This window comes from Vibrio paracholerae, from assembly GCF_037672085.1.
Classification (GTDB): Bacteria; Pseudomonadota; Gammaproteobacteria; order Enterobacterales; family Vibrionaceae; genus Vibrio; species Vibrio cholerae.
In genome coordinates this window covers 2412761-2438965 of the sequence record NZ_JBBHLM010000002.1, presented here as the reverse complement: position 1 = coordinate 2438965, position 26205 = coordinate 2412761, and the positions used below count along the sequence as shown (strand labels likewise).

Below are 26205 nucleotides of genomic sequence, written 5' to 3'. Positions count from 1 at the left end.
CATTTTATGTACAATGGCGCGGCCATTTAACCTTGTAGGAAGCGCCCTTGTCACTACTGCCGATTATTGAGGTGATGCCGAAGTTGTTGTCCGGCATCTCCGACTCTCCACAGCTCATCCTCAAAGCCGCACCCGGTGCCGGTAAGTCCACCTACTTTCCGTTGCAGTTACTGCAAGCGGGACTGTTCCACGGCAAAATCATTATGCTGGAGCCTCGGCGTTTGGCTGCGCGTAATATTGCCCGTTATTTGGCGCAGCAACTGGGGGAAGAGGTCGGGCAGCGTGTAGGGTATCGGGTGCGCGGTGAAAACCGAGTCAGCCGAGCCACTCAGTTGGAGATTGTCACCGAAGGCATTATGACGCGCATGTTGCAAAACGATCCTGAATTGGATGGCATAGATGTGCTGATTTTCGATGAGTTTCATGAGCGCAGCATTCACGCTGATACTGCCTTAGCGTTGGCGCTCGAAGTGCAGTCTGCGCTGCGGGAAGATTTAAAAATCGTGGTGATGTCGGCCACACTCGATCAGCAAGCTTTGCAAAACTTACTGCCGCAAGCGAGCTATGTCGAATCACAAGGGCGCGGTTTCCCGATAGAGATTCGCTATCAACCTCTACGTTCTGATGAGTCGTTGGTTATCGCGATGCAGCGACAAATTCGTCACCTGTTGCAGCACGAAACGGGCTCATTGCTGGCCTTTTTGCCCGGTGCCGCTAGCATCAACCACTTAACCGAACAGTTAAGCGATTTGGCTAGCGAGGTTGAAATCTGCCCTTTGTACGGACAGATGGAGTTCGCCGCGCAGCAGCGCGCGATTGCTCCCCCACTTGCTGGGCGGCGCAAAGTGGTTTTGGCAACCAATATTGCTGAAACTTCGTTGACCATTGAAGGCATTCGCATAGTGCTTGATAGTGGGCTTGAGCGCAGTGCGCGTTTTGATCTCAAAACCGGCATTACTCGCCTTGAACAAGTGCGGATTGCTCAATCCTCTGCCGAGCAGCGCGCAGGGCGTGCCGGACGTTTAGAGCCGGGAATTTGTGTGCGCTTATACAGCGAAGCGCAGCTCAAGCAGCAGCCTTGGGTACCGGAGCCGGAAATGCTACACACGGATTTAGCGCCGCTGGCGTTAGAGCTGGCGCAATGGGGTGCGCAGCCGAGCGATTTGACTTGGTTGAATTTACCACCGAGCAGCGCGTTTATGCAGGCGCAGCAATTGTTGCAGCGTCTTGGCCTTTTGGATGCAAGAGCACAGCTCACTGCGTCCGGTAAAGAAGCACATTTACTCGGGGTTGAACCACGGATTGCCGCAATGCTGCTGAGCGCTGATCGCTTAGGCGAGTCCGCGCGGCAAAGCGCTTTAGCTCTGGCGGTACTGCTTGAAGAGCCAGAGCGACAAGTGCTTGATGTACAGCACAGCTTGCACCGCTTGCAGCAAGGTCGTCATCCTAAGCAACAACTGCTGCTCCAACGCGCCCAATCTTTGGCGCACAAGCTCGATACGGTATTTTCACTCTCCTCGGTTGATTCAGTATGGCTGCCTTTAGTGGCGTGTTTGGCCTTTCCAGATCGGATTGCCCAGCAGCGCGGCCAGCAAACGGGGCAATTTTTACTCGCCAATGGTCATGGTGCGTGGCTGGCGGTGGAAGAGCGTTTGTCCGCCGCCGATTATCTGGTCGCCTTGGATTTGATGCGTGGTCAAACTCAAGCCAGTCAAATTTTTAGTGCGCTTGAGCTGGATATCCACGCGCTTGAGCGTGTATTACCAGCGCTGATTTCTCGGGTTGAACAAGTAGATTGGGATGAAAAAGCGGGTCGCTTGAGCGCACAAGCGCAGTGGCGAATTGATCAATTGATTCTTCGCCGTGAAAAGTTGCCTGAGCCAGATAGACAAAAAATGACACAAGCTTTGCTGAGCTATGTCCGGCGCAAGGGCTTAACAGTGTTACAGTGGAGCGAAGAGGCAAGCGAGTGGCTTGCTCGTGCGCGCTGTGCTGCCGAATGGCTGCCGGAAGAAGCTTGGCCAACTTTGGATGATGACGCATTACTTGCGAGCCTAGAACTGTGGTTAGAGCCTTATTTGGTGGGCGTGACCTCGGTAAAAGGTTTACAGAGTGTTTCCGTGCTGCAAGCACTAAAGCACTATCTTGGCTGGGAGCTTAGTCAGCAGCTTGATAAATGGTTGCCAACCCATCACCTGCTGCCAACGGGGAATCACAAAAAAATTCGTTATCAGCCGGGGATGGAGCCAACACTCTCCGTGCGCATGCAGGAAATGTTCGGTGAGCAAAGTTCGCCGCGCGTTGCCAAAGAGACGCGCGCGGTGGTAATGGAACTGCTTTCTCCCGCGCAGCGACCATTACAAGTCACAAGCGATCTCGCCAGCTTTTGGGCAGGCGCGTACAAAGAAGTACAAAAAGAGATGAAAGGCCGTTACCCGAAACACGTGTGGCCGGATGATCCTGCCAACCATGTGGCAACCAGTAAAACTAAACGACAATTGAACGCATGACGAGAAGAAGTAGTAACAGATCGCGTGGCCGTAAAGCGCGCAGTGGTAAAAGAGCCTCTTCCTCCAAGCTGCAAATCTGGCTGGGAAGGATTTGGAGTATTGGCTGGAAATTAGCATTGACGCTGGCCGCAGTGCTGGTTTTTATTGGTATTTATCTCGATTCGATAATCAAGCCGCGCTTTGACGGTCAGTTATTTGATCTGCCGACCGTGGTGTATGCACGCATCTTGAATCTTGAACCGGGCAACGGCCTCAGTTTGCAGGAACTGCGTAATGAGCTGGATGTACTCAACTACCGTAAAGTCGCTCAGCCACGTTTTCCCGGTGAGTACGCGTCTTCTTCAAGTCGAATTGAGCTGATCCGCCGTCCATTTGAATTCGCGGATGGGCCAGAGCCGGATCGCCGAGTGATGCTCACCTTTGATGGCAGTGGTTTGAACAAAATTGAATCATTAGAGCAAGAGCGGGAACTAGGCTACCTGCGTTTAGATCCCAAATTGATGGGCATGCTGGAAAAAGATTCGTCGGAGCAGCGACTCTTTTTACGTCGCGATCAATTCCCTGAAGTCTTGGTTGATGCGCTCTTGGTCACCGAAGATCGTGATTTTTATCAGCACGATGGCGTATCGCCTCTCGCGATTGGGCGCGCTATGGTGGTCAACCTCAAAGCGGGGCGCACGGTGCAAGGGGGCAGTACTTTGACCCAGCAACTTGCTAAAAACATCTTCCTTTCTAGTGATCGCACCTTGTGGCGTAAGCTGCGTGAAGCCTATATGGCGCTGATCATCGATTATCGTTACAGCAAAGATCGTATTCTTGAAGCCTATCTCAACGAGGTCTATTTAGGGCAAAGTGGCGCGGATGCGATCCACGGTTTTGGATTGGCTTCTCGACTCTATTTTGGTCAGCCACTGCAAGAGCTACGGATTGATCAATTGGCATTGTTGGTCGGCATGGTTAAAGGGCCTTCTTATTACAACCCAATGCGTTACCCAGATCGCGCTCGCGAGCGGCGCGATCTGGTGCTGAAGCTGATGATGGAGCACGATATTCTGACCGCACAAGAGTACCAGCAAGCGGTAACTCGTCCGTTGGATGTGCAGAAAACCGCACAAATCGCTAGCCGTCAGCCAGCGTATTTCCAGCAAGTATCGATTGAGCTTAAACAAAAACTGGGCGACAAATTTAAAGCGGATTCCGGATTGAGAGTGTTTACTTCACTCGATCCCGTCTCGCAATCCAAGCTGGAGCAAGCAATTCACGAACAGATCCCGCAATTGGCGAAAACGGCAGGCAAAGATTTGGAAGCTGCCGCGATCGCCGTGGATCGTAATAGTGGTGAAATTCGTGCCATGGTTGGCGGTAAGCGTACTGGTTATGATGGTTTTAACCGCGTGCTCAATGCCAGTCGGCAGATTGGATCTCTGGTTAAGCCTGCTGTTTATCTCACGGCTTTAGCCCATCCTGAGCAGTACAATTTAGCGACGACCTTGGAAGATACACCGCTGACTTTGAAAGCGGGTGATGGCTCATTATGGACACCAAGGAACTACGACCGTGAATACCGTGGTGATGTACCTCTCTATCAGGCTTTAGCTAAGTCACTCAATGTGCCAGTCGTTAAGCTAGGTATGCAGCTTGGGCTTGATCAAGTGTCGGCAACCTTAGCCAGTTTAGGTGTTAATCGTGATGAAATACGCCCAGTGCCTTCTATGTTGCTAGGCTCATTTTCGCTCACCCCATATCAAGTGGCGCAGATGTACCAAACTATGACCAATTCTGGCAAAAAAGCGCCTCTTTCTGCGCTGCGTTCTGTGCTCGATCTGGACGGTAATGTGCTGTATGAATCCCTGCCGAAAGTGTCACAAGCGGTAGATCAGCAAGCCGCTTGGCTGACGACTTACGCCATGAAACAAGGGGTACAAGAAGGTACAGGACGTTATTTGAACGCGCAGTTCAGTAGTGCAGCACTGGCGGGCAAAACAGGTACTACCAACGATAACCGTGACAGTTGGTTTGTTGGTGTAGATGGCCGTGAAGTGACCACTATTTGGCTTGGCCGTGATGATAATCAGCCAACCAAGCTCACTGGCGCGAGTGGGGCATTGCGTGTTTATGCGCAGTATTTGACATACCGTATCCCTGAGAAATTGCAGTTACCTTGGCCTGAAGGCATCACGACCTTTGGTTTTGCGAAACAGACGCAAGGTGGATTGAAACTCGACTGTGATAATGCGTTTAAACTGCCTATTTGGGACAATCAACAGCAGTTAAAACAGCAGTGTGAAAACCGCCCAACCGAGTGGATCAAAAAGCTGTTTGATTGGTAATACATTCGCTGGCGTGAAGTTGTCTTAACGGCAGCTTCACGTTGTTTGTGTGGCAATAGGTGACTATTCCCTTCCTGCTTGACGTTGTAGTGGTGTTGGCTAAGTTCGTTCACCCCAATCATAGAGCCTGTGCATGTTCATAGGAATGAACTCACTTACCGTCTACCTGTAACTCCAAATGGTTTAGGTATATATTAGTTTGATTCTTAAGGATTTCGAGGATAACTCACGTGATGAAATGGGCGGTATCATTCAGCGCAGTCGTAGGGATATTGTTTGCCCCATTGGCCTTGGCACAAGAAGTTAAAGCTCAAGTTGCCAAACGACCTAAAATCGCGTTAGTTCTGGCAGGGGGCGGTGCCAAAGGCGCTGCGCACATGGGGGTGCTGCGAGCGTTGGAAGAGATGCACGTCCCCGTCGATATCATCACTGGTACCAGCATGGGGGCTTATGTCGGTGGGTTATACGCAACAGGAATGAGCGCTGAGGAGATTGAAGCGCTGATTTATAGCGTGGATTGGAACCGAGGTTATCGAGATCGTGTCGATCGTAGCCAGCGCCGAGTCCGTGACAAAGAGTATGAAGATCGCTACCAAATCACCACAGATCTTGGCCTACACTGGGGGGAAGTCCGCGCGCCAAAAGGCGTAGTGCAAGGACAAAACATGCTGCGCATGTTGCGTGAAACCACAGGCAATCTTCCCGCCTTCGATTCTTTTGATGGGTTGGTGATCCCGTATCGCGCGGTAGCGACCGACATTATTCACCTTCAAGAAGTCGTGCTTGATAAAGGCTTTTTGGTGGATGCCATGATGGCCAGCATGTCAGTACCCGGTGCGTTACCACCTTATGAAATTGACGGGTTGTGGCTGGTGGATGGTGGTGTCACCAATAACATGCCCGTTGAGGTCGCGCGTGCGATGGGAGCGGATATTATCATCGCAGTCGACATCAGTACCGACTACAAAAGCCAAGAGGATTTCACCAATCTTTTTACGGTTGCAGACCAGCTTTCCAATTATTTAGTTCGCCGCAGCACGGAAAAACAGAGCGATCATTTGACCTCGCGCGATCTGCTGCTGCGCCCACCCGTGGGCAAAATGGAGACCATGGAATTCGACAAAATGCCGGCGGCGTTTGCGATGGGCTACCAAGAAGCGATGGATAATCAGGCTTTTTTCAAGAAAATTGCCCTAAGTTCAGCGCAATACCAAGAATATGTGGATGAGAAAGAAGAGCGGCGTAAAACCTTGCGCTATGGTGATAATGTTCAGGTGGACGACATTGTTCTGCAAAACAACACCCACTACAGCGATCTGCTATTACTGAACCGACTCAATTTAGAGCCCGCACAAAAGCTCAGCACCGAAGAGATTGAAGCCAGCATAGAAGATCTCTATGCCCTAGATCGCTTCGAATTGGTGCGTTATCAATACGAGCAACTCGATGACCAACAACAACTGGTAATCGATGTGCGTGAAAAGTCTTGGGGGCCCAATTACGTCAACTTCCGCTTCTTTTTAGAAGATGACTTTGATACGGAAAGTCAGTATGCCCTTGGAATTTCGACCAATTTTACGGACATCAGCTCACACGGTGCAGAGTTGGCTCTGAATATGGATATGGGGACTGATAAGCTGATTGAAGCCGAGCTTTATTCGCCACTGTTATCAGGACAAAAAACGTTTACGACAGCACTGCTGCATTTTAGCAACGAGCGACGAAACGCTCCTTTAGCAGGTTTTGATGACACCTCTCTCGCGGCTACGGAGAATTACTTACCAGTTACCTATTCCGAATGGGTTGCCGAACTGGCACTCGGTTATCAGATCGAGTTATGGCGAGAAATGAAACTCGGTACTCGCTACAGCAAAGGCAATGGCGAAGCTTCTTCATTACCGGTTTTTGGGGATTTTTCCTTCCAGCGCCGCGGGGTGTTTTTCGATTATCGACACGATACTTTGGATGACTTCAGTCTGCCTCAGCAAGGGATTTATTTTGACTTGGAATATCTGATCTCTAAAGACAGTTTTGATGGTAGCAATCCCATTTCAGGGGAGTCTCCCTTCTCCGATACCGTATCGGAGCTTTCTGGGCGATTGATCGCCGCACACACCTTCTCACGCCATACTTTAGTCGCAAACTTGGATATGGGAGTGGTGAAAAGTAAACACTCATCCACCCCAATTGATCCGAAAAGCATCGGTGGTTTTCTCAACTTGTCGGGCATACCTCGCAATAGCTTGATTGGTCAAAACAAGCTGTATGGAAACCTCGTTTACCGTTACCGTTGGTTTGATAATGACTTTGGCATGTTTACTTCTCCCGTCTACTTAGGGGCATCGATTGAATACGGTGGCGTCTGGTCTGATCCCGATTTGCGTTTGCAAGATGCCCCTTTGTATGGCGCAGGTTCGATCTTCGCTGGGGTCAATTCGCCGATTGGGCCGATTATGTTTGGCTATGGTCGCACCGAGCAGAATTATGACTCGATCTATTTCATTATTGGTACCACATTTAAATAGTGAGAGCTTGAGACGGGTGGGGTTTGCACGCTTTTCACTCAGTGAGAAAGCTAAAACTTTAGTCTCAAGTTGCTATGTTGGTCAAAATGATGAGATTTTAATTTATCGTTAAACTTGCTATTCTGACGCCCACAGTTTGGCCTCTATGGCGCTGTTTCTCAGTCAATTTGAGTGAAAACAAGGGCTAGGGAGAGCCAAGTTTCCAAGGATGTTCGCTCGTATTTTTATAATCAACTGAGTGAACCGCAATGAGAGGAAAAAGTCGTGCTTGAAGCCTACCGTAAACACGTCGCAGAGCGTGCCGCTGAAGGAGTTGTACCTAAACCCCTAGACGCAGAGCAAGTCGCAGGACTTGTCGAACTTCTGAAAAATCCCCCACAAGGTGAAGAAGCTTTCATTCTTGACCTACTTGAAAATCGCATTCCTCCGGGTGTCGATGAAGCGGCTTACGTGAAAGCGGGTTTCTTGACTGCCGTTACGAGAGGCGAGGTCGCATCTCCGTTGGTGAGTCGTGAAAAAGCGGCTGAGCTACTCGGTACCATGCAAGGCGGCTACAACATCGAACCGCTGATTGAATTACTGGACGATAGCGCGCTGGCTCCGATTGCCGCGAAAGCGCTGTCTCATACCCTATTGATGTTTGATAACTTCTACGATGTGGAAGAAAAAGCCAAAGCGGGTAACCCATTTGCGAAACAAGTACTGCAATCTTGGGCTGATGCAGAGTGGTTCCTATCTAAGCCGGCACTGCCTGAAAAAGTGACCTTAACCGTATTTAAAGTGACGGGTGAGACCAACACGGACGATCTCTCTCCAGCACCTGATGCATGGTCACGTCCTGATATTCCTGTACACGCATTAGCCATGCTGAAAAACGCGCGCGATGGCATTGAGCCGGATGTACCGGGTAAAGTTGGCCCGATCAAACAGATCGAAGCACTTAAAGCCAAAGGTCACCAACTGGTTTATGTGGGTGATGTGGTCGGTACCGGTTCATCACGTAAATCGGCAACCAACTCAGTGTTGTGGTTTATGGGAGACGATATTCCTAATGTGCCTAACAAGCGCACGGGCGGATATGTGCTTGGCGGTAAAATCGCTCCAATTTTCTTTAACACCATGGAAGATGCTGGCGCGCTGCCGATCGAAGTGGATGTCGCTAAGCTCAATATGGGCGATGTGATCGACGTTTACCCATTTGAAGGCAAAGTGTGTAACCACGCGACGGGCGAAGTACTGGCGACTTTCAAACTGAAAACCGATGTCCTGTACGATGAAGTGCGTGCGGGTGGCCGTATACCGCTGATCGTTGGACGTGGCCTGACAGACAAAGCCCGTCATGCATTGGGTTTGGATGCGTCAAAAGAGTTTCGTCGTCCCGTGGCGGTTGCCGATAACGGTAAAGGCTATACGCTGGCTCAGAAAATGGTGGGTAAAGCGTGTGGCGTACAAGGTATTCGCCCAGGGACTTACTGTGAACCTAAGATGACGACCGTCGGTTCGCAAGATACTACAGGCCCAATGACGCGTGATGAATTGAAAGATCTGGCCTGTCTTGGTTTCTCTGCCGATTTAGTGATGCAGTCTTTCTGCCATACCTCGGCTTATCCAAAACCAGTTGATGTGCAAACCCACCACACATTACCTGATTTCATCATGAACCGTGGCGGTGTTTCACTGCGTCCGGGCGATGGTGTTATTCACTCATGGTTAAACCGCATGCTACTGCCAGATACGGTCGGTACTGGTGGTGACTCACATACTCGCTTCCCTCTCGGGATCTCATTCCCAGCAGGTTCTGGTCTGGTGGCGTTTGCGGCCGCGACGGGTGTAATGCCACTGGATATGCCTGAATCAGTTCTGGTGCGCTTTAAGGGTAAGATGCAACCGGGGATCACGTTACGTGATCTGGTGCATGCCATCCCTTATTACGGCATCAAGCAAGGTCTGCTCACGGTAGAAAAAGCAGGTAAGATCAACGAATTCTCAGGTCGTATCCTAGAGATCGAAGGGGTTGAACACCTAACAGTTGAGCAAGCCTTTGAGTTGTCTGATGCATCCGCAGAACGTTCAGCGGCAGGTTGTACCGTGAAGCTGTCGCAAGCATCGATTGAAGAGTACCTCAACTCGAACATCGTGATGTTGAAGTGGATGATTGCTGAAGGTTATGGCGATCGCCGTACTATTGAGCGCCGTATTCAAGCGATGGAAGCTTGGTTAGCCAACCCGACACTGATGGAAGCGGACAAAGATGCGCAGTACGCGTATGTCATTGAGATTGATCTTGCTGAGATCAAAGAGCCAATCCTATGTGCGCCAAACGATCCAGACGATGCCCGTCTGCTTTCTGAGTGTGCGGGTGAAGCCATCAATGAGGTGTTCATCGGCTCTTGTATGACCAACATCGGGCACTTCCGCGCGGCGGGTAAATTGCTTGAGAAATTCAATGGCCAATTGAATACCCGTTTGTGGGTCGCTCCGCCAACCAAGATGGATCGTGACCAGCTGATTGAAGAGGGTTACTACGGTATTTTCGGTCGTGCTGGCGTGCGTATCGAAACGCCGGGATGTTCGTTGTGTATGGGTAACCAAGCACGTGTAGCGGACAAAGCAACCGTGATGTCGACTTCAACGCGTAACTTCCCGAACCGTTTGGGCACTGGGGCTAACGTTTATTTGTCATCTGCTGAACTCGCTGCAGTCGGTGCCATTCTGGGGCGAATTCCTACTATGGCCGAGTACATGGAGTATGCGAAGCAGATTGATGCAGCGGCTGCGGATACCTACCGTTACCTCAACTTCCACCGTATGGGGCAGTACACCAGTAAAGCAGATTCGGTCATCTTCCAAGAACCTGCGTAAGCAGAGTGATTGAATCCTCTTTTAAAGCCGCGCTTGTCGCGGCTTTATTATGGGTATTTTTCCGTCGGTCTAATTCGGTGGTCATCACTTGTCTAAGTATCGTGACGGGGTTTGCGATATACTCGCGCCATTGTGGATCGGTGGAGTGTTCACCATGGAATTTGAATTTATTAAAAATACCCTGCTCGGTGAGTATGCGGTGCGATGCAATATGGAGCACCAAATCGTCGGGCGATGGCTACAAGAAGAGATTGGCCAAGACCTAGCCAAACTTAATCAAGTATTAGGGCTGATCGATAAGGCAGAACAATCACCAGCCCAAGAGTTTTTATGGACGGGACGTGAAATCTCATTACTGGTGCAAGGCGATGAAATCACAGTGCAAGACAATGCGCTGGCTTATGAGAGTGAGCATGAATTAGAAACCGATTTTGCTCTGTATGACAGCGAAAGTATTGCCGCCTGTGGGCGAGAGGACTTTGTGGCCTTACTGACACAGTGGCAAAGCTTTATTCAAAATCAGGGTAGGTTCTAATCCATCCTGCTCATACGCTGTGCGTTATTGTTGGGAAAAGGCTGCACCGAATCGGTGCGGCCTTTTGTTTTTTTACTCAACAAATGCCTATATATCCATAAAAATCATTAAGTTAAAAAGTTGGCACGCCCCTTGGATAATGAAGAGTAAATGGACGACTGCTTCAGAGAGGAAGAGATGAAACTGATTAACGCAATCATTAAACCATTCAAATTGGATGATGTTCGCGAAGCGCTGGCGGATGTTGGGATTGAGGGGATGACGGTGTCTGAAGTGAAAGGCTTTGGACGTCAAAAAGGACACACTGAACTGTACCGCGGTGCTGAGTATCAGGTCGATTTTCTCCCTAAAGTCAAAATTGAAATTGCGACTCAAAGCGACAATGTCGATCGCGTGGTTGAAGCGATCATTAAGGCGGCACACACCGGAAAAATCGGTGATGGCAAAATTTTTGTGTATGACCTAAGCCAAGCGGTGCGTATCCGTACTGGCGAGATGGATTCAGAAGCCCTTTAAATTCAAGGATGAGATTTGATTATGGAACTATCAATCACAGTTACTGAGCTGCGTTACGCACTCGATACATTTTTCTTCCTGATCTCAGGAGCGCTCGTCATGTGGATGGCGGCAGGTTTCGCTATGTTGGAAGCGGGTTTGGTTCGCTCCAAGAACACCACCGAAATTTTGACGAAAAACTTTGTTCTGTATGCGATTGCTTGTACCACCTATTTGATCGTCGGCTACAACATCATGTATGTCGATAATACGGAAGGTGGCTGGTTGCCTTCGTTTGGTGCGCTGATTGGCTCACAGGCCGATGGCGCTGACCATTCGCTCGAATCGGACTTCTTCTTCCAAGTGGTGTTTGTGGCAACCGCGATGTCTGTCGTCTCTGGTGCCGTCGCAGAACGGATGAAACTCTGGGCGTTTTTGATTTTCTCCGCAGTATTGACCGCGTTCATCTACCCCGTTGAAGGTTACTGGACTTGGGGGGGGGGCTTCTTATCTGAAGCGGGTTATAGCGATTTTGCTGGTTCTGGCATAGTGCATTTAGCGGGGGCTTCAGCAGCATTAGCGGGCGTTCTTCTGCTCGGGGCTCGTAAAGGTAAATACGGCAAAAATGGTGAAATTTACCCAATTCCCGGTTCCAACATGCCATTGGCCACACTTGGTACGTTTATTCTGTGGTTCGGCTGGTTTGGCTTTAACGGTGGCTCACAGTTGATGGTGTCGGATTTTGAAAATGCGACGTCCGTGGGCAAAGTTTTCCTCAATACCAATGCGGCTGCGGCGGCAGGGGCTATCGCTGCACTTTTAGTGTGTAAAACCACTTGGGGTAAAGCGGATCTCACCATGGTACTGAATGGTGCATTAGCGGGCTTAGTGGCGATTACGGCTGATCCTCTCTCTCCTTCACCGCTTTATTCGGTAGCGATTGGCGCAGTATCTGGTTCTCTGGTGGTGTTTAGCATTATTGGCCTCGATAAGCTGAAAATTGATGATCCAGTGGGTGCGATTTCCGTCCACGGCGTGTGTGGTTTCTTCGGTTTGATGGTGGTACCACTGAGCAACGCTGATGCAACCTTTGGCGCACAATTACTCGGTGCTGCGGTGATCTTCGCATGGGTGTTTGGTGCAAGTCTGGTGGTTTGGGGCGTACTTAAAGCGACGATGGGGATCCGCGTCTCTGAAGAAGAAGAGATGGAAGGGATGGACATGCACGATTGTGGTGTCGGTGCTTACCCAGAGTTTGTTACTGTTAAGTGAAATATCATTTTACAAATTGACCCGAACAAAACCTGCCGTAAAGGCGGGTTTTGTTTTTTTGCCAATTGTTTTCTTATTGAACATTCCTATAATACATTGCGATTGATAAAGGTTATCATTACTAGTCAAAAAGGAATACTCAATGAAAAAACTGCTCAGCCTGTCAGCGATAACGCTCAGTGTGCTTGCCCCTTCTGCTTTTGCTGCTCAAGAAGTCAATGTTTACTCTTATCGCCAACCGTTTCTTATTGAGCCGATGTTTGCTGAATTTACGAAAGAAACTGGCATTAAAGTTAACGTGAAGTTTGCGAAAGAAGGTATTGCCGAAAAGCTTGCTCAAGAAGGTGAGTACAGTCCTGCTGATGTGGTTTTAACTGCTGAATTTAGCCGTCTATTTGAGTTGGCGGAAAAGGGCCTGACGCAGCCACTGGATAGCAAGATTATTGAAGAGAATATCCCGGCTCAATATCGTGATAGTGGCGATCAATGGTTTGCTCTGACTCAGCGTACTCGCAGTGTCTATTCTTCACGTGATCGCCTAGGTAAGCTCGGTGATGATTTTGACTATATGGATCTGGCAAAGCCTGAGTTCAAAGGCAAAATCTGTACTCGTAGTGGTAAGCATCCTTACAACATCGCATTAGTCGCTTCCATCATTGCTAACCACGGTGAAGCGGAAGCCAAAGTTTGGCTAGAAGGCGTTAAAGCGAATCTAGCACGCAAACCGCAAGGCAACGATCGTGACCAAGTTCGCGCGATCAAAGAAGGTCTGTGTGATGTCTCATTGGGTAACAGCTACTACCTAGGCGCCATGCTGAATGATCAAGAGCAGAAATCTTGGGCTGAAGCGGTGTACATCAACTTCCCAGGTCAAAATGTGCAAGGAACACACGTTAACGTGAGTGGTATGGCGATGGCTAAATACTCACCTAACCGTGAAAACGCGCAGAAACTGATGGAGTTTTTGACTGGTGAAACGGCTCAGAAAATGTATGCCGAAGTGAACTACGAATACCCAGTCAAACCGGGTGTACAACGTTCTGCATTGGTGGAGTCTTGGGGCGAGTTTAAAGCCGACAGTCTGCCACTGGAAAAAATTGCAGATAACAATGCTGCAGCGATCAAATTGATCGATGAAGTCAAATTTGACCTGTAAGTAAAATCAGGGGTATAACGTACCCCTATTTTATTTGAGGGATGCAGTATCTGCTTGCTGTTCAAGCCTTATACTGATAGGCGATGAAAGAAAAATATTTTGCCTGGAAAGCCAGCAGCCTAGTGTTAACCACTCTGCTGGTTTTACCGATCTTAGCGATCTTCTATACCGCATTCGGCAACAGTGATGAGGTTTTTGCTCATCTTCTGGCGACTGTGATGCCCACTTATATTTTTAATACCTTGGTATTAACCTGCTCGGTATTGCTCTTGGCTTTACTGTTTGGGGTACCGTCAGCTTGGCTGATTGCCATGTGTAAACTGCCCGGTGAACGTTGGCTGCAATGGGCGCTTGTCCTGCCATTGGCGATGCCTGCTTATATCATTGGGTATTTATTTACCCATTGGTTTGATTACGCAGGTCCCATCCAAATCGCCTTGCGTGATTGGACCGGTTGGCAAGCGGGTAGCTACTGGTTTCCTGATATTCGTAGCCTAGGCGGTGCGAGTGTTGTACTAGCACTGGTGCTTTATCCTTATGTGTATCTTTTGTGCCGCGCGGCGTTTATGGAGCAAAACGTCACTTTGCTTCAGTCTGCGCGCTTACTGAAGTGTTCACCGTGGCAAAGTTTTCGACGTATTTCTCTGCCGTTAGCACGGCCTGCGATTGCGGTGGGTTTGTCTTTGGTGGCCATGGAAACCATTGGTGATTTCGGCACGGTAAGCCTGTTTGCGGTGAATACGTTGACCACCGCGGTTTACGATACTTGGCTCGGTTATTCTAATCTTAATGCGGCTGCAAAAATCTCGGCAATTATGTTGTTGATGGTGCTGCTGCTGCTCAGTAGTGAGCGCTATAGTCGTCGTCGACAAAAACTGTATCAAACCCAATTTAATAGCCATGAAGAGTATCGTTATAGCTTAAAAGGCTGGCGCTTATGGGCAGCTTTAATCTGGTGCTGGGGATTAGTAGCCGTGGCGTTTATTCTGCCTTTGCTGCAACTTATCAGTTACGCGTGGACCTATTTTGCCCAGAGTTGGACCACCCAATTTAAAGAGTACGCGATCAACAGTTTTACCGTCTCGATCAGTGCAGCTGTTGTAGCGGTCTTGGTGGCTTTAGTGGCTAACTTTTATGCTCGTTTACAAAATAATCGTACCAGTGTTGCCTTGATGCGCCTCTCTTCGATGGGCTATGCGGTGCCGGGAACCGTTCTGGCTATTGGCATTTTAGTGCCTGTGCTCGCACTGGATCATTTGATCAACGATATCGCTAAAATGATGGAGTGGGGACGTCCTGGGCTTGTTTTCTCCGGCAGCTTATTTGCGATTGTGTTCGCGCTGGTGGTGCGTTTCTCGGCGGTAGCCATTGGCAGCATCGAAAGTAGCCTCAGTAAAGTGTCACCTTCGTTGGATATGGCAGCGCGCACTATGGGCTGCCATGCCAATCAAATGCTCAAGCGTGTACACTTGCCGCTGATTCGCCGCGGCGCATTAATCGCAGGCTTGTTGGTGTTTATTGAATCGATGAAGGAATTGAACGCGGCGATTTTGCTGCGCCCGTTTAACTTTGAAACTCTCGCTACTTACGTCTATAACTACGCTTCAGATGAGCGTTTAGAGTTGGCGGCGCTACCCGCCATTTTACTGGTGTTGGTCGGGCTTATTCCTCTTGTTATGGTTAACCGTTCTTTGGAGCAAAAGCACTAATGAGTTGCGCACTGCTGATTGAAAATCTCACTTGCCAATACGATGCACAAACCGTATTGAAATCTCTCTCTTTGCAAGTCAATCCGGGCGAAATTGTCTGTCTGCTTGGCGCAAGTGGTTGTGGTAAAACCACCTTGCTGAAGGCGATTGCCGGCTTGCTGCCTTTGGCTTCTGGTCAGCTTAGCCTTAACTGTGTCACCTTGGATGACGGTAAACGCTGGTTGCCTCCTGAGCAGCGCAATATCGGAATGATTTTCCAAGATTACGCATTGTTTCCCCATCTTACCGTGGCGCAAAACGTTGGTTTTGGGTTAGATGCGATGTCCGCGAAGCAAAAGCAGGCCAAAATTGCCGAGATGCTGGCTCTGGTTCATCTTGACGCTTTCGCAGAGCGTTATCCGCATCAACTATCGGGGGGGCAGCAGCAGCGTGTTGCCATTGCTCGTGCCTTAGCGTATAAGCCCGATCTGTTACTGCTTGATGAGCCGTTTTCCAATATCGATACTCAAGTGCGCCATGAGCTGATCATTGAGATTCGTAAGATCTTTAAACAGCACGGAGTCACGGCGATTTTCGTCACTCACTCACGCGAAGAAGCGTTTGCCTTCGCTGATAAAATGGCGGTGATGAATCGTGGGGTGATTGAACAATACGGCACCGCCGCAGAGCTTTACTACCAACCATCGAGTCAATTTGTGGCCGATTTTCTGGGCGGGGGCAGTTATTTAAGCGCCAAGCGGATCAGTGAAACTCAGTACCAAACGGCGCTTGGGGTGGTCGAAGCGATTGCGCGCCAACCGATCGCGGTAGAGGCGGAGTGTAAGTTACTGCTGCGTCCACAACAGGTGCAAATTCGCGCGGAAGAGGAGAGCCGTGTGACGGTGACGGAGCAGCAGTTTATGGGCGACCATTGTCGCTATCTGATTGATGCACATGGCACTCAGCTTATCGCGACCTCTTCGCAACCGCTGGAGTTAGGGCAGTCAGTCTCGGTCAATATTGATACCCAAGGCGTGCTCGCTTTCGCCTAAATCCTTCTGCCAAGCGTCTTGTGTTACCCAAGTATTTTACCTGCATAAAAAAGCCCGACGTCGAGCGTCGGGCAAGTGTTCTTCTCCGCTGAGGGGACTTAACCTCAGGGGATGATTTGACAAGGCGATGATTACAACGCCAAGAAAGCTTTCATCTGTTGAAGAACACGCTCCGCAGTATCTTTGTCGGCCATTTCGGCGAAAATACGTAATAAAGGTTCAGTACCGGAGAAGCGGGCAATTACCCAGCCACCATTCTTGAAGTAGACTTTCGCCCCATCTTCATAGCTGACCTTGTCGATGTCGAATTCAAACTCAGGCAGTTTTTTCTCAATGTAGACTTTGTTGTAGATCTCATCACGCTGGGCGGGCTTAAATTTGCAATCGCCTTCCGCAGTGTAGGCATAGCCGTAACGGCTATAGATCTCGGTTAACAGCTCAGAGAGTTTCTTGCCCGTCACACTGATCATTTCCACCAATAGGCTAGAGGCGAACACGCCATCTTTACCCTTGATGTGGCCACGAATCGTAAGGCCACCCGAGCTCTCTCCGCCAATCAGAGAGTCGTCTGCTTCCATTTGCGAAGAGATGTGTTTAAAGCCTACTGGTACTTCAAAGCATCGCTCACCATGATCGGCGGCGATCTTATCCAATAGATGCGTAGTTGCAATGTTACGCACCACAGACCCTTTCCAGCCCTTGTATTCAAGCATGTAGTAGTACAGCAGGATCAGCACTTCGTTCGGGTGAATAAAGTTGCCTTTTTCATCGATGATGCCAAGGCGGTCCGCATCGCCATCGGTACCGATACCGATGTCATAACCTTCGTGTTTCACCAGATGCTTCAAGCGATACAAGGTGGCAGCGCTAGGCGAAGGCATCAAACCACCGAAATCAGGGTTTTTGCCATCGTTGATCACGTCCACGTCGCAGCGGCCATTGATCAGTACCGTTTGCAGCGCGTTTTTCGCCACCCCGAACATCGGGTCGATCAACACTCGCAGATTGGCTTTTTTGATCGCTTCAATATCGATGAAGTTGATGATGCTGTCGACGAACTCGTTCATCGGGTTGATGATGTCGATCAGTTTGTCGTTGACGGCTTGATCAAAGTCGATCGATTTCACGTCTTGTAAAGTCAGTGTGGCAATTTGCTGCTCGATCTTCTGAGTGATCACTTCATCTGCATCACGGCCACCACGAATAAACACTTTGATGCCGTTATAGTCGGCTGGGTTGTGTGAGGCGGTAATACAAGCTGAATAAGCGCAATCCATTTCTTTGGCTTTAAACATCACCACAGGGGTTGGTACGAACTTATCAATAAAGCTCACCACAACGCCATTGGCGGCTAACACTTCAGCAAACCAGCGCCCTGCTTTGTCTGACAGAAAACGGCGATCGTAACCAATTACGAAGCCTTCGTTTGCGGCTTGTTCATGATGGATGATGTTGGCTAACGCTTGAGCCACCAAGCGCACATTATCTTTAGTGAATTCTTCACCAATAAACGCACGCCAGCCGCCAGTACCAAATTTAATCATTTTCTCCCCCTATCCCTTCCCACTTGGCGCTGCAAGAGTGTTGGCTGCAACGACAAGTGGTCTGGGCATATAAAACGCTTAGGTATTAGCAAACGGGCACTCAGCGAGTGCCCGAAAATGGATTAACCTAGAACAACCACGACTTGGTTAACGCTGCCTGCGGCTTGCACAGGAACGGCACCTTCAATCGCTTGACCATTCAGGGTGATGGATTTCACGCCTTTTGAAACACCTTGCGGGTTTTCAACTTTGATCTGGTAAGTCGCATCACGCCATTCGCGAGTGACTTCAAAACCCGGCCATGAAGTTGGGATACAAGGATCGATCTCCAGTGCATCGAAGCCCGCTTTGATACCCAAGATATAGTTGGTGGTCGCATGGTATGCCCAGCCAGAAGTACCGGTTAACCATGGGTGGTTAGCGCGGCCGTGATCTTGGTGGTCACGCCCCATGATGAACTGTACGTAAGAGTACGGTTCAGCAATACGGGTTTCGATGATGTCGTTTTGGTTGTATGGGTTGAGTGCGTCATACAGCTCCATCGCACGATCACCACGACCCAGTTTCGCTTCGGCTACCCATGCCCATGGGTTTGGATGCGAGAAGATCGCGCCGTTCTCTTTCACGCCTTGGTAAACGCGAGTCACGAAACCGATATCATCATTTGGCGTTGCAAATGAGGGGGCGTTCAGATGTAGACCGTATTTGGAGAACAGGTATTTGTAGACCGCATCCATCGCTTTGATGCCGCGCTCATGGCTAACCGTGCCTGACAGAACTGCCAGCGAGTTAGACTCTAAATGCACTTTGCCTTCCACTTGTTCGAAGGTTCCGATCTTGTCGCCATTTTTGGTCAGGCCACGGATGTACCATTCGCCTTGTTCATCCCACAAGTGAGTTTCACACGCTTCGCGTACACCATCGGCCATCGCTTGGTACTTGTCGGTTGCCGCTTCATCATTGCGATAGCGTGATAGTTCAAGGAAAGATTCCAACGCCCAGAAGTGTAGGAAAGAGACCATAGAGGACTCACCACCACCGAGGTTCAAACAGTCGTTCCAGTCGGCACGCAGACCCTTACAGATACCGGTTTGACCCACATATTCTGCAGAGAAATCTAGCGCTGCCATCATGTGCTCATATACGGTTGCGTTGCCGCCATCCGCGTAAGGGATCACCTCGTCGATAAAGGCGAAGTCACCGGTCTCTTTCACATAGTTGAGGATGGTTGGCACAATCCATAGGTGATCGTCAGAACAAGTATCTTTAATGCCGTGGATCTTGTCTTCATCCGACGGTGTGGGGACAACTGTGGGTGATTTAGACGGTTTAACATCCGCTTTTTCTGGATCGAACCAGTCAGGATCAAACAGGTGCAGACCGTAACCGGCTTTCACTTGACCACGCAGTAGGTCAACGAGGCGCTTACGAGTCATTGCTGGGTTAGTGTGCGGTACGGAGATCGCATCTTGCGCAGTATCACGGTAGCCAAGGCCTGTACGGCCGCCGACTTCAATGAAAGAGGCGAAACGCGACCACACCACACACGTTTCCGCTTGGTACAGAGTCCAAGCGTTGATCATGGTATCGAGACCTTGGTTTGGTGATTTCACTTGGAATTTCGCACAACGCTCATCCCAGTGTGCTTTGATACCTGCAAAGGCCGAATCCACTTTGCTCAGGTCTTGGTATTTTTCACGCAGTTTTGCGCCGTTGCCTTTACCTACACCTAAGATCACCGCAAAGCGCACCTTCTCGCCCGGTTGCAGCACGAATTGCTTATGCAGTGCACCACAGTGGTTGTAACAAGTTTGCGCGCTGTTTGAGCACTTACCTTGCGCCACGGCGATTGGGTTGGCTTCATCACGGTACATGCCTAGGAATTGGTCACGTTGGCCGTCGTAGCTGTCGGCATCGAAAGTTGCAGTCAGGTAGTAGAAGCCGAGGAAATCATCGGTGTTGTAGTACAGGTCATACTCAATCACGCCATCTTTGAACGCTGTTCCCGCTGAGTAGAGCGACATCTGATGGTTTTGGTTATCTGATTTGATGTGGCTGAAAGAGAACTCAACATAGTTGAACGCACTGATGGTGCGCACTTCGTTCGAAGTGTTTTCAATCAAAACATCCCAAACTTCGGCATCTTCGCCTTTAGGAACAAACAGAGTTTTGGTGGCGTGAATGCCGTTGTACTCACACTTGAATTTTGAGTAGGACAAGCCGTGGCGAACTTCGTATTTCGCTTGTTCAAGGCTTTTCGCAACTGGTTGCCAAGAGATTGACCAGAAATCGCCTGTCGCATCATCGCGTAGGTAAACATAGTGCCCGGGACGATCTTGGGTAAAGTTTGGACGAAACTTGGTGACGCGGTTGTACTCAGGTGAGTGGTAGAATGAGTATCCCCCTGCGTTGTGCGAAATCACAGTACAGAACTTTTCAGTGCCGAGGTAGTTAGTCCAAGGTGCGGGTACGTCAGGGCGAGTGATGACGTATTCGCGGTTATCATTATCGAAATAGCCGTATTTCATTGTGCTTTCCTTTTAAACCAGCTGCCTTGTGGCAGCTAAAAATTTTGCTAGTGAAAACTGGCGTGAATTCCGTCACGCCATTGTTACGATTTCGGAAGAATGTCTTCCAAGGCAAAATTACTTCCAAGGCGCGCGGTAAGGGATGCCTTGCTTATCAAGCAGAGGTAGGTGCCCTTTCAAACGCGCGAGATAATCCAACCAGTTACGCTGGGATTTCTCTGTCCAACCGCCTTCTGCTAATGCCGTGAGACGTGGATAGAGCATGTATTCCATGCGTTCTGAGTTATTGATCAATTCACACCACAAAGCGCATTGAATACCTAAAATGCGTTTACGCAGTGGGTCATTGGCCGGAACGTCGGCTAACGGTTCATAACCGTAAGCACGCTCTAGCGGAGTAACACCCGCCCAATCCACGCCCGGCTCTTCAGGAGCGTAGTCTTGAACGATATCGAGATAGGTGAATTGTCCCGGTTGCAAAATCACGTCAAAGCCTTGTTTGGCGCAATCCAAGGCGGCTTTTTCCGATAACCAAGAGTAAATCACCGTATCTTTACTCACTTTGTCGCCGTGATGGGCTTCTTCCCAGCCGACCATGCGCTTACCCAAGCTCTTGAGTTTTTTCTCGGCGTAGCGCAGTAAGTGGCCTTGCAGCTCTTTCGGGTCGGTATAGCCTTGCTCTTGCATTAAGGCTTGGCATTTCGGGCTATCTACCCACACGCCGTGTGGGACTTCATCGGCACCGATATGGATAAATTGGCTTGGAAACAGCGCAGCCACTTCTTCCAATACGATGTCGAGGAATTGATAAGTGCCCGGCAGTGCAGGGGAGAGCACATTGTCGTTGTAGTACTGAATACTGCGATATTGCGAGCAATCTTCCTCATCAACCAGCCATTCCGGCAGCGCTTTAATCGCGGCGCGGCTGTGCCCTGGTACGTCAATTTCAGGGATGACAGTAATGCCACGATCGCTGGCGTACTCAATCACTGCACGGATCTCATCTTGGGTATAGAAACCGCCATGACGCTCGGTGAGTAAGCTGTATTGAGGTTCAAGCACTTCATCCATGCCACGCCATGCACCAATGTCTGTCAGTTGCGGCAGGCGTTTAATCTCAATACGCCAACCTTCATCATCGGTCAGATGCCAGTGGAACACGTTAAATTTGTAGTGTGCCAGTTGATTGATCACTCGTTTGACCTGCTCAAGCGAGTGAAAATGGCGGGCGCAATCGAGCATCATGCCGCGATACTTAAAGCGCGGTGCATCGACAATTTTGACCAGAGGAAAGCGCAATGAGCCTTGATGCGCTTGCGCCAGTTGCAGCAAAGTCGCGCTGGCATGCATAAAGCCACTGTGGCTACCTGCTTCAATCTTGATCCCTTGCGCTTCGATATTGAGTTGATAATGGCCCTCATCGAGCGTGGGATTACTGCGGTAGACGATATCGCTATGGCCAACCGTATTCAGTTTGAACCCATGCAGTGCATGCAATTCTTGCTCTAACCAGCGTGCAGCACGCGCGGCCGAGTCCGATTGCAGCGAGATCTGGCTGGAGTGGTTGACCACAAACTCACCTTGGAAACGTTGCAGTGAGTTAGGTTTGGGGATGAGGCAGAGCTCAGCCGCGGTCACTTCAGGGATCTGGCTACGCTCGCGAAATGGTGATGCGAGAACGATAGGGTTAACCGCGACGTTAATACGTTCAACAGGCTGTTTATCATTGAGTTGGACAAACGCGTGCTTTACCCCATCGGTGTAGAAATGGTAAGGCGCGGTTTTGATGATGAACTCACAATAAAAGTGGCCATTAGCTGGCAACACTTTTTCCGTTGGAACAATCGAACATAAGCTGCCGACTTGGGTCAGTTGACCGTTGGTCACACTCATGGGTTGGATGTAACGATCAATCACAAAATACAGCGACCAATCATGCAAATCTTGATCGCTCAAATTGTGCAGGGTTAAACCAAAACGGCAATCCGGTTTTTGTTCCGAGAGCACCGCAAATTCAATTCGATAACTCATAAACCATCCTTATACAGGTTGTGCTCAGGCTTACCGGCAAACATTAATGCGCCTTCGATAGCATCCGATTGCGGTTTGACAATCCACTGCTGTACCGGTGGGGAGAGCCAATCTTGAATGCGCTCAGCAATGCTGCCCATTAAACAGATGCGTTCTGCGCCTTTGTGGTGTAAGGCGAACAGGAGCATTTCAATGTCTGCGGCGGTCTGTTTGAGTAATTCAATCGCGAGAGGATCGCCGCAATAAGCATGGCTGAAAATCTGAGGTGAAAATTGCCCATAATCGCGAGGTAGAGCGGTTTTAGACCAAGCCACAATGGCATCAATATCTTGGTTAAAGTGGTTCATCACCACATCACACAGCGGAGTATGGGGACGGATGCCATCTTGTGCGAGCAGCACTTGTTGAATCAGGCGTAAGCCCATGACGGCGCCGCTGCCTTGATCGGAGATTGGGAACTCACGACCGCCAACCACGTACTGTTTGCCACCTTTTAGCAAAATGCCACACGATCCGGTTCCGGCGATCATGATCGCGCCCTCTTCTCCAAGGTGCGCGCCAAGACAAGCGCCATAAGCATCGGTGTTAAGCGTGATGGAAGCGAAAGGGTGCGCTTGCTGCATAAAAGCGTGCCACGCCTCTTTTTGCTCCGCACCAGCCAAAGCAAGACCTACATGCATACGAGGGAAGTCGTCTGGTGATAACCCGGCTTGCTCTGTCGCTTGGGTGATCGCATCGACTACAGAACGCAACGCCACCTCAACACCGAGCATGATGTTGGCGCTGCCACTTTTGGCTTCGCCAATCCATTCACCTTGCTGATTACGAATGCGAGCACGGCAGGATGTACCGCCGCCATCAATGCCTACGTAGTAGTTCATTGGTTCTCCTCCCCGTGAGCGGTAAAGTGAGCAAATTGGCTGATGATGGCAAGCAGATACCAAGCGCCATGCGGGATCCATTGTTCTCCCCAACGCCAGTTTTGCAGCATGTCATCTTTTTGCCCTGCTGGGTTAAACGCGATATCTCTTGGGTCATCAAAGCCCGCGGTTATGCCGTTACACACACCGCCTTTGGCATTGAAAAAGCCTAAATGAGGTAAGTAATCGGGATTATTGTGCCCATGTCCATCGAGCATGCACATGTTGTAAGGATTGAGCCCGACAATCCAGTTCAGGGCATTTTGTGACCACTGTTCAAGCGGTTTAGCGATGGCGGTACTCAAATGAGGCTGAGCAAGATAGGCCATGCTCGCCAGAGAGGCGAGACGGGCATTTTCACCTTGCCACCAGTAACCACTTTCGTTGTCTTGGGCGATAAAGAAACTGGTGCGTTTGGCGCTTTCCACCCCTTTGACATACTGACGCGGGTACCCAAACGGGTTGGAGACTTGTTGAGTTATCGCTAATTCGAATTGGCAGGCTTGCTCGACCACTCTTTGGAGTTGAGCGTAGTTAGCAGTATCCGTTTCAATATTCAGATACTCGCAAAGTGCAATGACAGGCAGACCTGCATCACTGGCGTGGAAGTATGGGCGCTCACCGTTGCTGGTGGCAGACCAGTAGTGCGCAATTTGTTCATCGCTGCATTGACGCTTGGCTAAACGCTGTGCCCACTCACGAGCTTGAGCCAGATATTGGTCATTCTCTGTCGTGCGGTAAAGTTCGCAACACGCCAAGAGTGCACAGTACTCATCAATGATGTTTTCAACCCCATCATTGAGGTAGGCGAGGTTATGCTCTTTGAGGTGCCAGTAGCCTTTTTCTGCCGCCTGTAAATAGTCAGCTTGTGTGAACTCGCCGTGCGTATCCAAACGCGCGGCTGCGGCAAGTGCCGCAATCGCCATGCCACCACCTTGACGAAAACCCGCTTGATAGTCATCGGATTTATGGCCTTGTTGGGTCGCGTAGGCACAAATCTCCCGTTGTTGGGTGTCTTTGCTCCATTTGTCAAAGACGGTCATATAAAAAAATCCCTCGGAGTTTTGCATACGGCGTAGAAAATCAGCACCAAACAACGCTTCATCCTTGAGGCGAGTGCGAGAAAACGATGCAAAACCCGAGTGATGTTGTAAAACCGCTAACCCTTTGAGCATGTTCCAGACCACCAAAGGTGTTTGTTGTGGGTTCAAATAGTTAGCGTAAGAAAGGTGACTGAGATACTTGCTAACGTCACCTGAAGCGTCGTACCAGCCACCGTGCACATCGGCAGTGGTTGATGTGCCCAGCAGCGGTACTTGCTTGTCTTGTTGATCAAACTGCCCAGAGCAGCGTTGCGATTTAAAGTAGTGCAGCACATCAGAAAATGTGCGTTGCATTAATACGCCTCGCGCAATAGTAAAAGTGGCAGAATGCGTGTGTTCCAGGCGCAGATAATAGTCGCCTGGCGTCGTGAAATCGGAAAAATCGATACGATGAAATTGTCCCTGATGCCAGTTGTCGATCTTGCCGTGCCACTCAATAGCGAGCTTGGCAACGGTTTGGTGACTACGGGCGCAAACCAAAAGCACACAATCGTCCATGAGTTGTGTTTGTCCACACAGCAACACCGCCTGTTTAGGGCCTTGGGTTTCATAGCCAATGTGGTTGGTCAGTAACAGCATTCATTTTCTCCACAGTATGGATTGAGCAAGCTCCCTGCAAGAGGGAGCTGCTGGTTTTATTTTTCAAACAGATAACAACGCACAAAGTGGTTGTCAGACAGCTGAGTAACTTCTGGCAAGGCTTCGCGACATTTCGCGGAAGCGTGCAAACAGCGGCCTGCAAATGGGCAGCCGACAGAGTTAGGTGTCCACAATGGGATCTCGCCTTTGTTGCCTTCTAATTTCTCGTGGATCGACTTTTTCGGATCCGGCACTGCAGAGACTAACAGCTTGGTATAAGGGTGCTGTGGATCGTGAATGATCTCATCGGTATCGCCCCATTCCACCATATGGCCTACGTACATAACGGCCAAGTCTTCAGCGATGTAGCGAGCGGTCGCGATGTCGTGCGTGATGTACAACAGTGACATTTGACGCTCAAACTTCATCTCTTCCATCAGGTTGAGTACGCCCGCACGGATTGACACATCGAGCATTGAAGTGGGTTCATCAGCCAGAACAACCTCAGCACCAACAGCAATGTTACGTGCCAAGTTAACGCGCTGACGCTGGCCACCAGAAAGTTGGTGCGGATATTTTGCGGCCGTGGCTTTTGGTGGGATGAGACCGACTTGTTCAAGCAATTCGTAAACACGCTCTTCCAACTCTTTTTTGTTGCCCGGCGTAACCTTTTTGTGGATCAGCAGCGGGCGAGCAATGTGGTGGAAAATAGTATGGGTTGGGTTGAGTGAGCCAAACGGATCTTGCCATACCATCTGTACGCCTTCGCGGTAATGCATCAGATCGTTACGAGAAACGATGTCCTGAATATCACGGCCTTTGTACTCGATAACCCCAGAGGTCGGCGCGTACATTTTGGCGATCATCTTGGCGGTGGTGGATTTGCCTGAGCCAGACTCACCCACCACAGATAAACCGCGACTTTTGTACATTTTGAATGATACGTCGTTGATGGCACGCATCATGGGTTGTTTGAGTGCGTTACTGTTGATGGCAAAATCTTTAACCAGATTTTTTCCCTCAACCAGTAATTCGCCATGTGGTTTGCTCATAATTGTCTCCAGAAATTCTTTGC

General features: G+C 49.8%; 16 protein-coding genes. 10 read left to right on the top strand and 6 right to left on the bottom strand.

The window, feature by feature from the left end; translation table 11 throughout:
- Nucleotides 1-47 precede the first annotated feature (47 nt).
- The 10 genes from hrpB (at nt 48) to R4537_RS16060 (ending at nt 16425) form a co-directional block, all read left to right on the top strand.
- Nucleotides 48-2510, top strand: a complete 2463-nt coding sequence (hrpB, locus tag R4537_RS16105; protein WP_071179685.1) for an ATP-dependent helicase HrpB — start codon at nt 48-50, stop codon at nt 2508-2510.
- Nucleotides 2507-4840, top strand: coding sequence for a penicillin-binding protein 1B (gene mrcB, locus R4537_RS16100; protein WP_071179686.1), 2334 nt, complete (start codon nt 2507-2509; stop codon nt 4838-4840). The genes hrpB and mrcB overlap by 4 nt, the downstream gene beginning before the upstream one ends.
- Before the next feature lie 233 nt (nt 4841-5073).
- Nucleotides 5074-7365: a patatin-like phospholipase family protein gene (locus R4537_RS16095; RefSeq protein ID WP_071179687.1), complete on the top strand. Its 2292-nt coding sequence runs from the start codon at nt 5074-5076 to the stop codon at nt 7363-7365.
- Between the two features lie 264 nt (nt 7366-7629).
- Complete coding sequence (gene acnB, locus R4537_RS16090; protein WP_071179688.1) at nt 7630-10227, top strand: bifunctional aconitate hydratase 2/2-methylisocitrate dehydratase; 2598 nt, start codon at nt 7630-7632, stop codon at nt 10225-10227.
- A 154-nt stretch (nt 10228-10381) separates the two neighbouring features.
- Nucleotides 10382-10762: a YacL family protein gene (locus R4537_RS16085; RefSeq protein ID WP_071179689.1), complete on the top strand. Its 381-nt coding sequence runs from the start codon at nt 10382-10384 to the stop codon at nt 10760-10762.
- Nucleotides 10763-10939: 177 nt separating this feature from the next.
- Nucleotides 10940-11278, top strand: a complete 339-nt coding sequence (gene glnK, locus R4537_RS16080) for a P-II family nitrogen regulator (protein ID WP_000767166.1) — start codon at nt 10940-10942, stop codon at nt 11276-11278.
- A 21-nt stretch (nt 11279-11299) separates the two neighbouring features.
- Entirely contained in the window at nt 11300-12529 is a 1230-nt protein-coding gene (locus R4537_RS16075) for an ammonium transporter (protein ID WP_000423543.1), read from the top strand.
- Nucleotides 12530-12671: 142 nt separating this feature from the next.
- On the top strand, nt 12672-13685 hold the full coding sequence (locus R4537_RS16070) for a Fe(3+) ABC transporter substrate-binding protein (protein ID WP_071179690.1): 1014 nt from the start codon (nt 12672-12674) through the stop codon (nt 13683-13685).
- Nucleotides 13686-13768: 83 nt separating this feature from the next.
- Entirely contained in the window at nt 13769-15394 is a 1626-nt protein-coding gene (locus R4537_RS16065; RefSeq protein WP_071179691.1) for an ABC transporter permease, read from the top strand.
- A complete protein-coding gene (locus R4537_RS16060; protein ID WP_071179692.1) occupies nt 15394-16425 on the top strand; it encodes an ABC transporter ATP-binding protein in 1032 nt (343 codons plus the stop codon). The genes R4537_RS16065 and R4537_RS16060 overlap by 1 nt, the downstream gene beginning before the upstream one ends.
- A gap of 131 nt (nt 16426-16556) precedes the next feature.
- Here the strand turns inward: R4537_RS16060 and R4537_RS16055 are convergent, their stop codons facing one another.
- The 6 genes from R4537_RS16055 to R4537_RS16030 all read right to left on the bottom strand — a co-directional run bounded on the left by R4537_RS16055 (nt 16557) and on the right by R4537_RS16030 (nt 26182).
- On the bottom strand, nt 16557-17969 hold the full coding sequence (locus R4537_RS16055) for a phosphoglucomutase/phosphomannomutase family protein (protein ID WP_002031082.1): 1413 nt from the start codon (nt 17967-17969) through the stop codon (nt 16557-16559).
- Nucleotides 17970-18091: 122 nt separating this feature from the next.
- Entirely contained in the window at nt 18092-20497 is a 2406-nt protein-coding gene (locus R4537_RS16050) for a glycoside hydrolase family 94 protein (protein ID WP_071179693.1), read from the bottom strand.
- Between the two features lie 117 nt (nt 20498-20614).
- A complete protein-coding gene (locus R4537_RS16045; RefSeq protein WP_071179694.1) occupies nt 20615-22528 on the bottom strand; it encodes a beta-N-acetylhexosaminidase in 1914 nt (637 codons plus the stop codon).
- Nucleotides 22525-23409: a glucosamine kinase nucleotide-binding domain-containing protein gene (locus R4537_RS16040; RefSeq protein ID WP_071179695.1), complete on the bottom strand. Its 885-nt coding sequence runs from the start codon at nt 23407-23409 to the stop codon at nt 22525-22527. The genes R4537_RS16045 and R4537_RS16040 overlap by 4 nt, the downstream gene beginning before the upstream one ends.
- The gene (locus R4537_RS16035) at nt 23406-25130 is read right to left on the bottom strand and encodes a glycoside hydrolase family 9 protein (protein WP_071179696.1); all 1725 of its coding nucleotides are present in this window, start codon (nt 25128-25130) and stop codon (nt 23406-23408) included. The genes R4537_RS16040 and R4537_RS16035 overlap by 4 nt, the downstream gene beginning before the upstream one ends.
- Nucleotides 25131-25186: 56 nt before the next feature.
- On the bottom strand, nt 25187-26182 hold the full coding sequence (locus R4537_RS16030; protein WP_000042560.1) for an ABC transporter ATP-binding protein: 996 nt from the start codon (nt 26180-26182) through the stop codon (nt 25187-25189).
- Between the last annotated feature and the right edge of the window lie 23 nt (nt 26183-26205).

Coding starts and splice junctions, on each gene's coding strand:
- mrcB (WP_071179686.1), top strand. CDS start 2,507: ATGACGAGAAGAAGTAGTAACAGATCGCGTGGCCGTAAAGCGCGCAGT.
- R4537_RS16095 (WP_071179687.1), top strand. CDS start 5,074: ATGAAATGGGCGGTATCATTCAGCGCAGTCGTAGGGATATTGTTTGCC.
- R4537_RS16085 (WP_071179689.1), top strand. CDS start 10,382: ATGGAATTTGAATTTATTAAAAATACCCTGCTCGGTGAGTATGCGGTG.
- glnK (WP_000767166.1), top strand. CDS start 10,940: ATGAAACTGATTAACGCAATCATTAAACCATTCAAATTGGATGATGTT.
- R4537_RS16075 (WP_000423543.1), top strand. CDS start 11,300: ATGGAACTATCAATCACAGTTACTGAGCTGCGTTACGCACTCGATACA.
- R4537_RS16070 (WP_071179690.1), top strand. CDS start 12,672: ATGAAAAAACTGCTCAGCCTGTCAGCGATAACGCTCAGTGTGCTTGCC.
- R4537_RS16065 (WP_071179691.1), top strand. CDS start 13,769: ATGAAAGAAAAATATTTTGCCTGGAAAGCCAGCAGCCTAGTGTTAACC.
- R4537_RS16060 (WP_071179692.1), top strand. CDS start 15,394: ATGAGTTGCGCACTGCTGATTGAAAATCTCACTTGCCAATACGATGCA.
- R4537_RS16055 (WP_002031082.1), bottom strand. CDS start 17,969: ATGATTAAATTTGGTACTGGCGGCTGGCGTGCGTTTATTGGTGAAGAA.
- R4537_RS16050 (WP_071179693.1), bottom strand. CDS start 20,497: ATGAAATACGGCTATTTCGATAATGATAACCGCGAATACGTCATCACT.
- R4537_RS16045 (WP_071179694.1), bottom strand. CDS start 22,528: ATGAGTTATCGAATTGAATTTGCGGTGCTCTCGGAACAAAAACCGGAT.
- R4537_RS16040 (WP_071179695.1), bottom strand. CDS start 23,409: ATGAACTACTACGTAGGCATTGATGGCGGCGGTACATCCTGCCGTGCT.
- R4537_RS16035 (WP_071179696.1), bottom strand. CDS start 25,130: ATGCTGTTACTGACCAACCACATTGGCTATGAAACCCAAGGCCCTAAA.
- R4537_RS16030 (WP_000042560.1), bottom strand. CDS start 26,182: ATGAGCAAACCACATGGCGAATTACTGGTTGAGGGAAAAAATCTGGTT.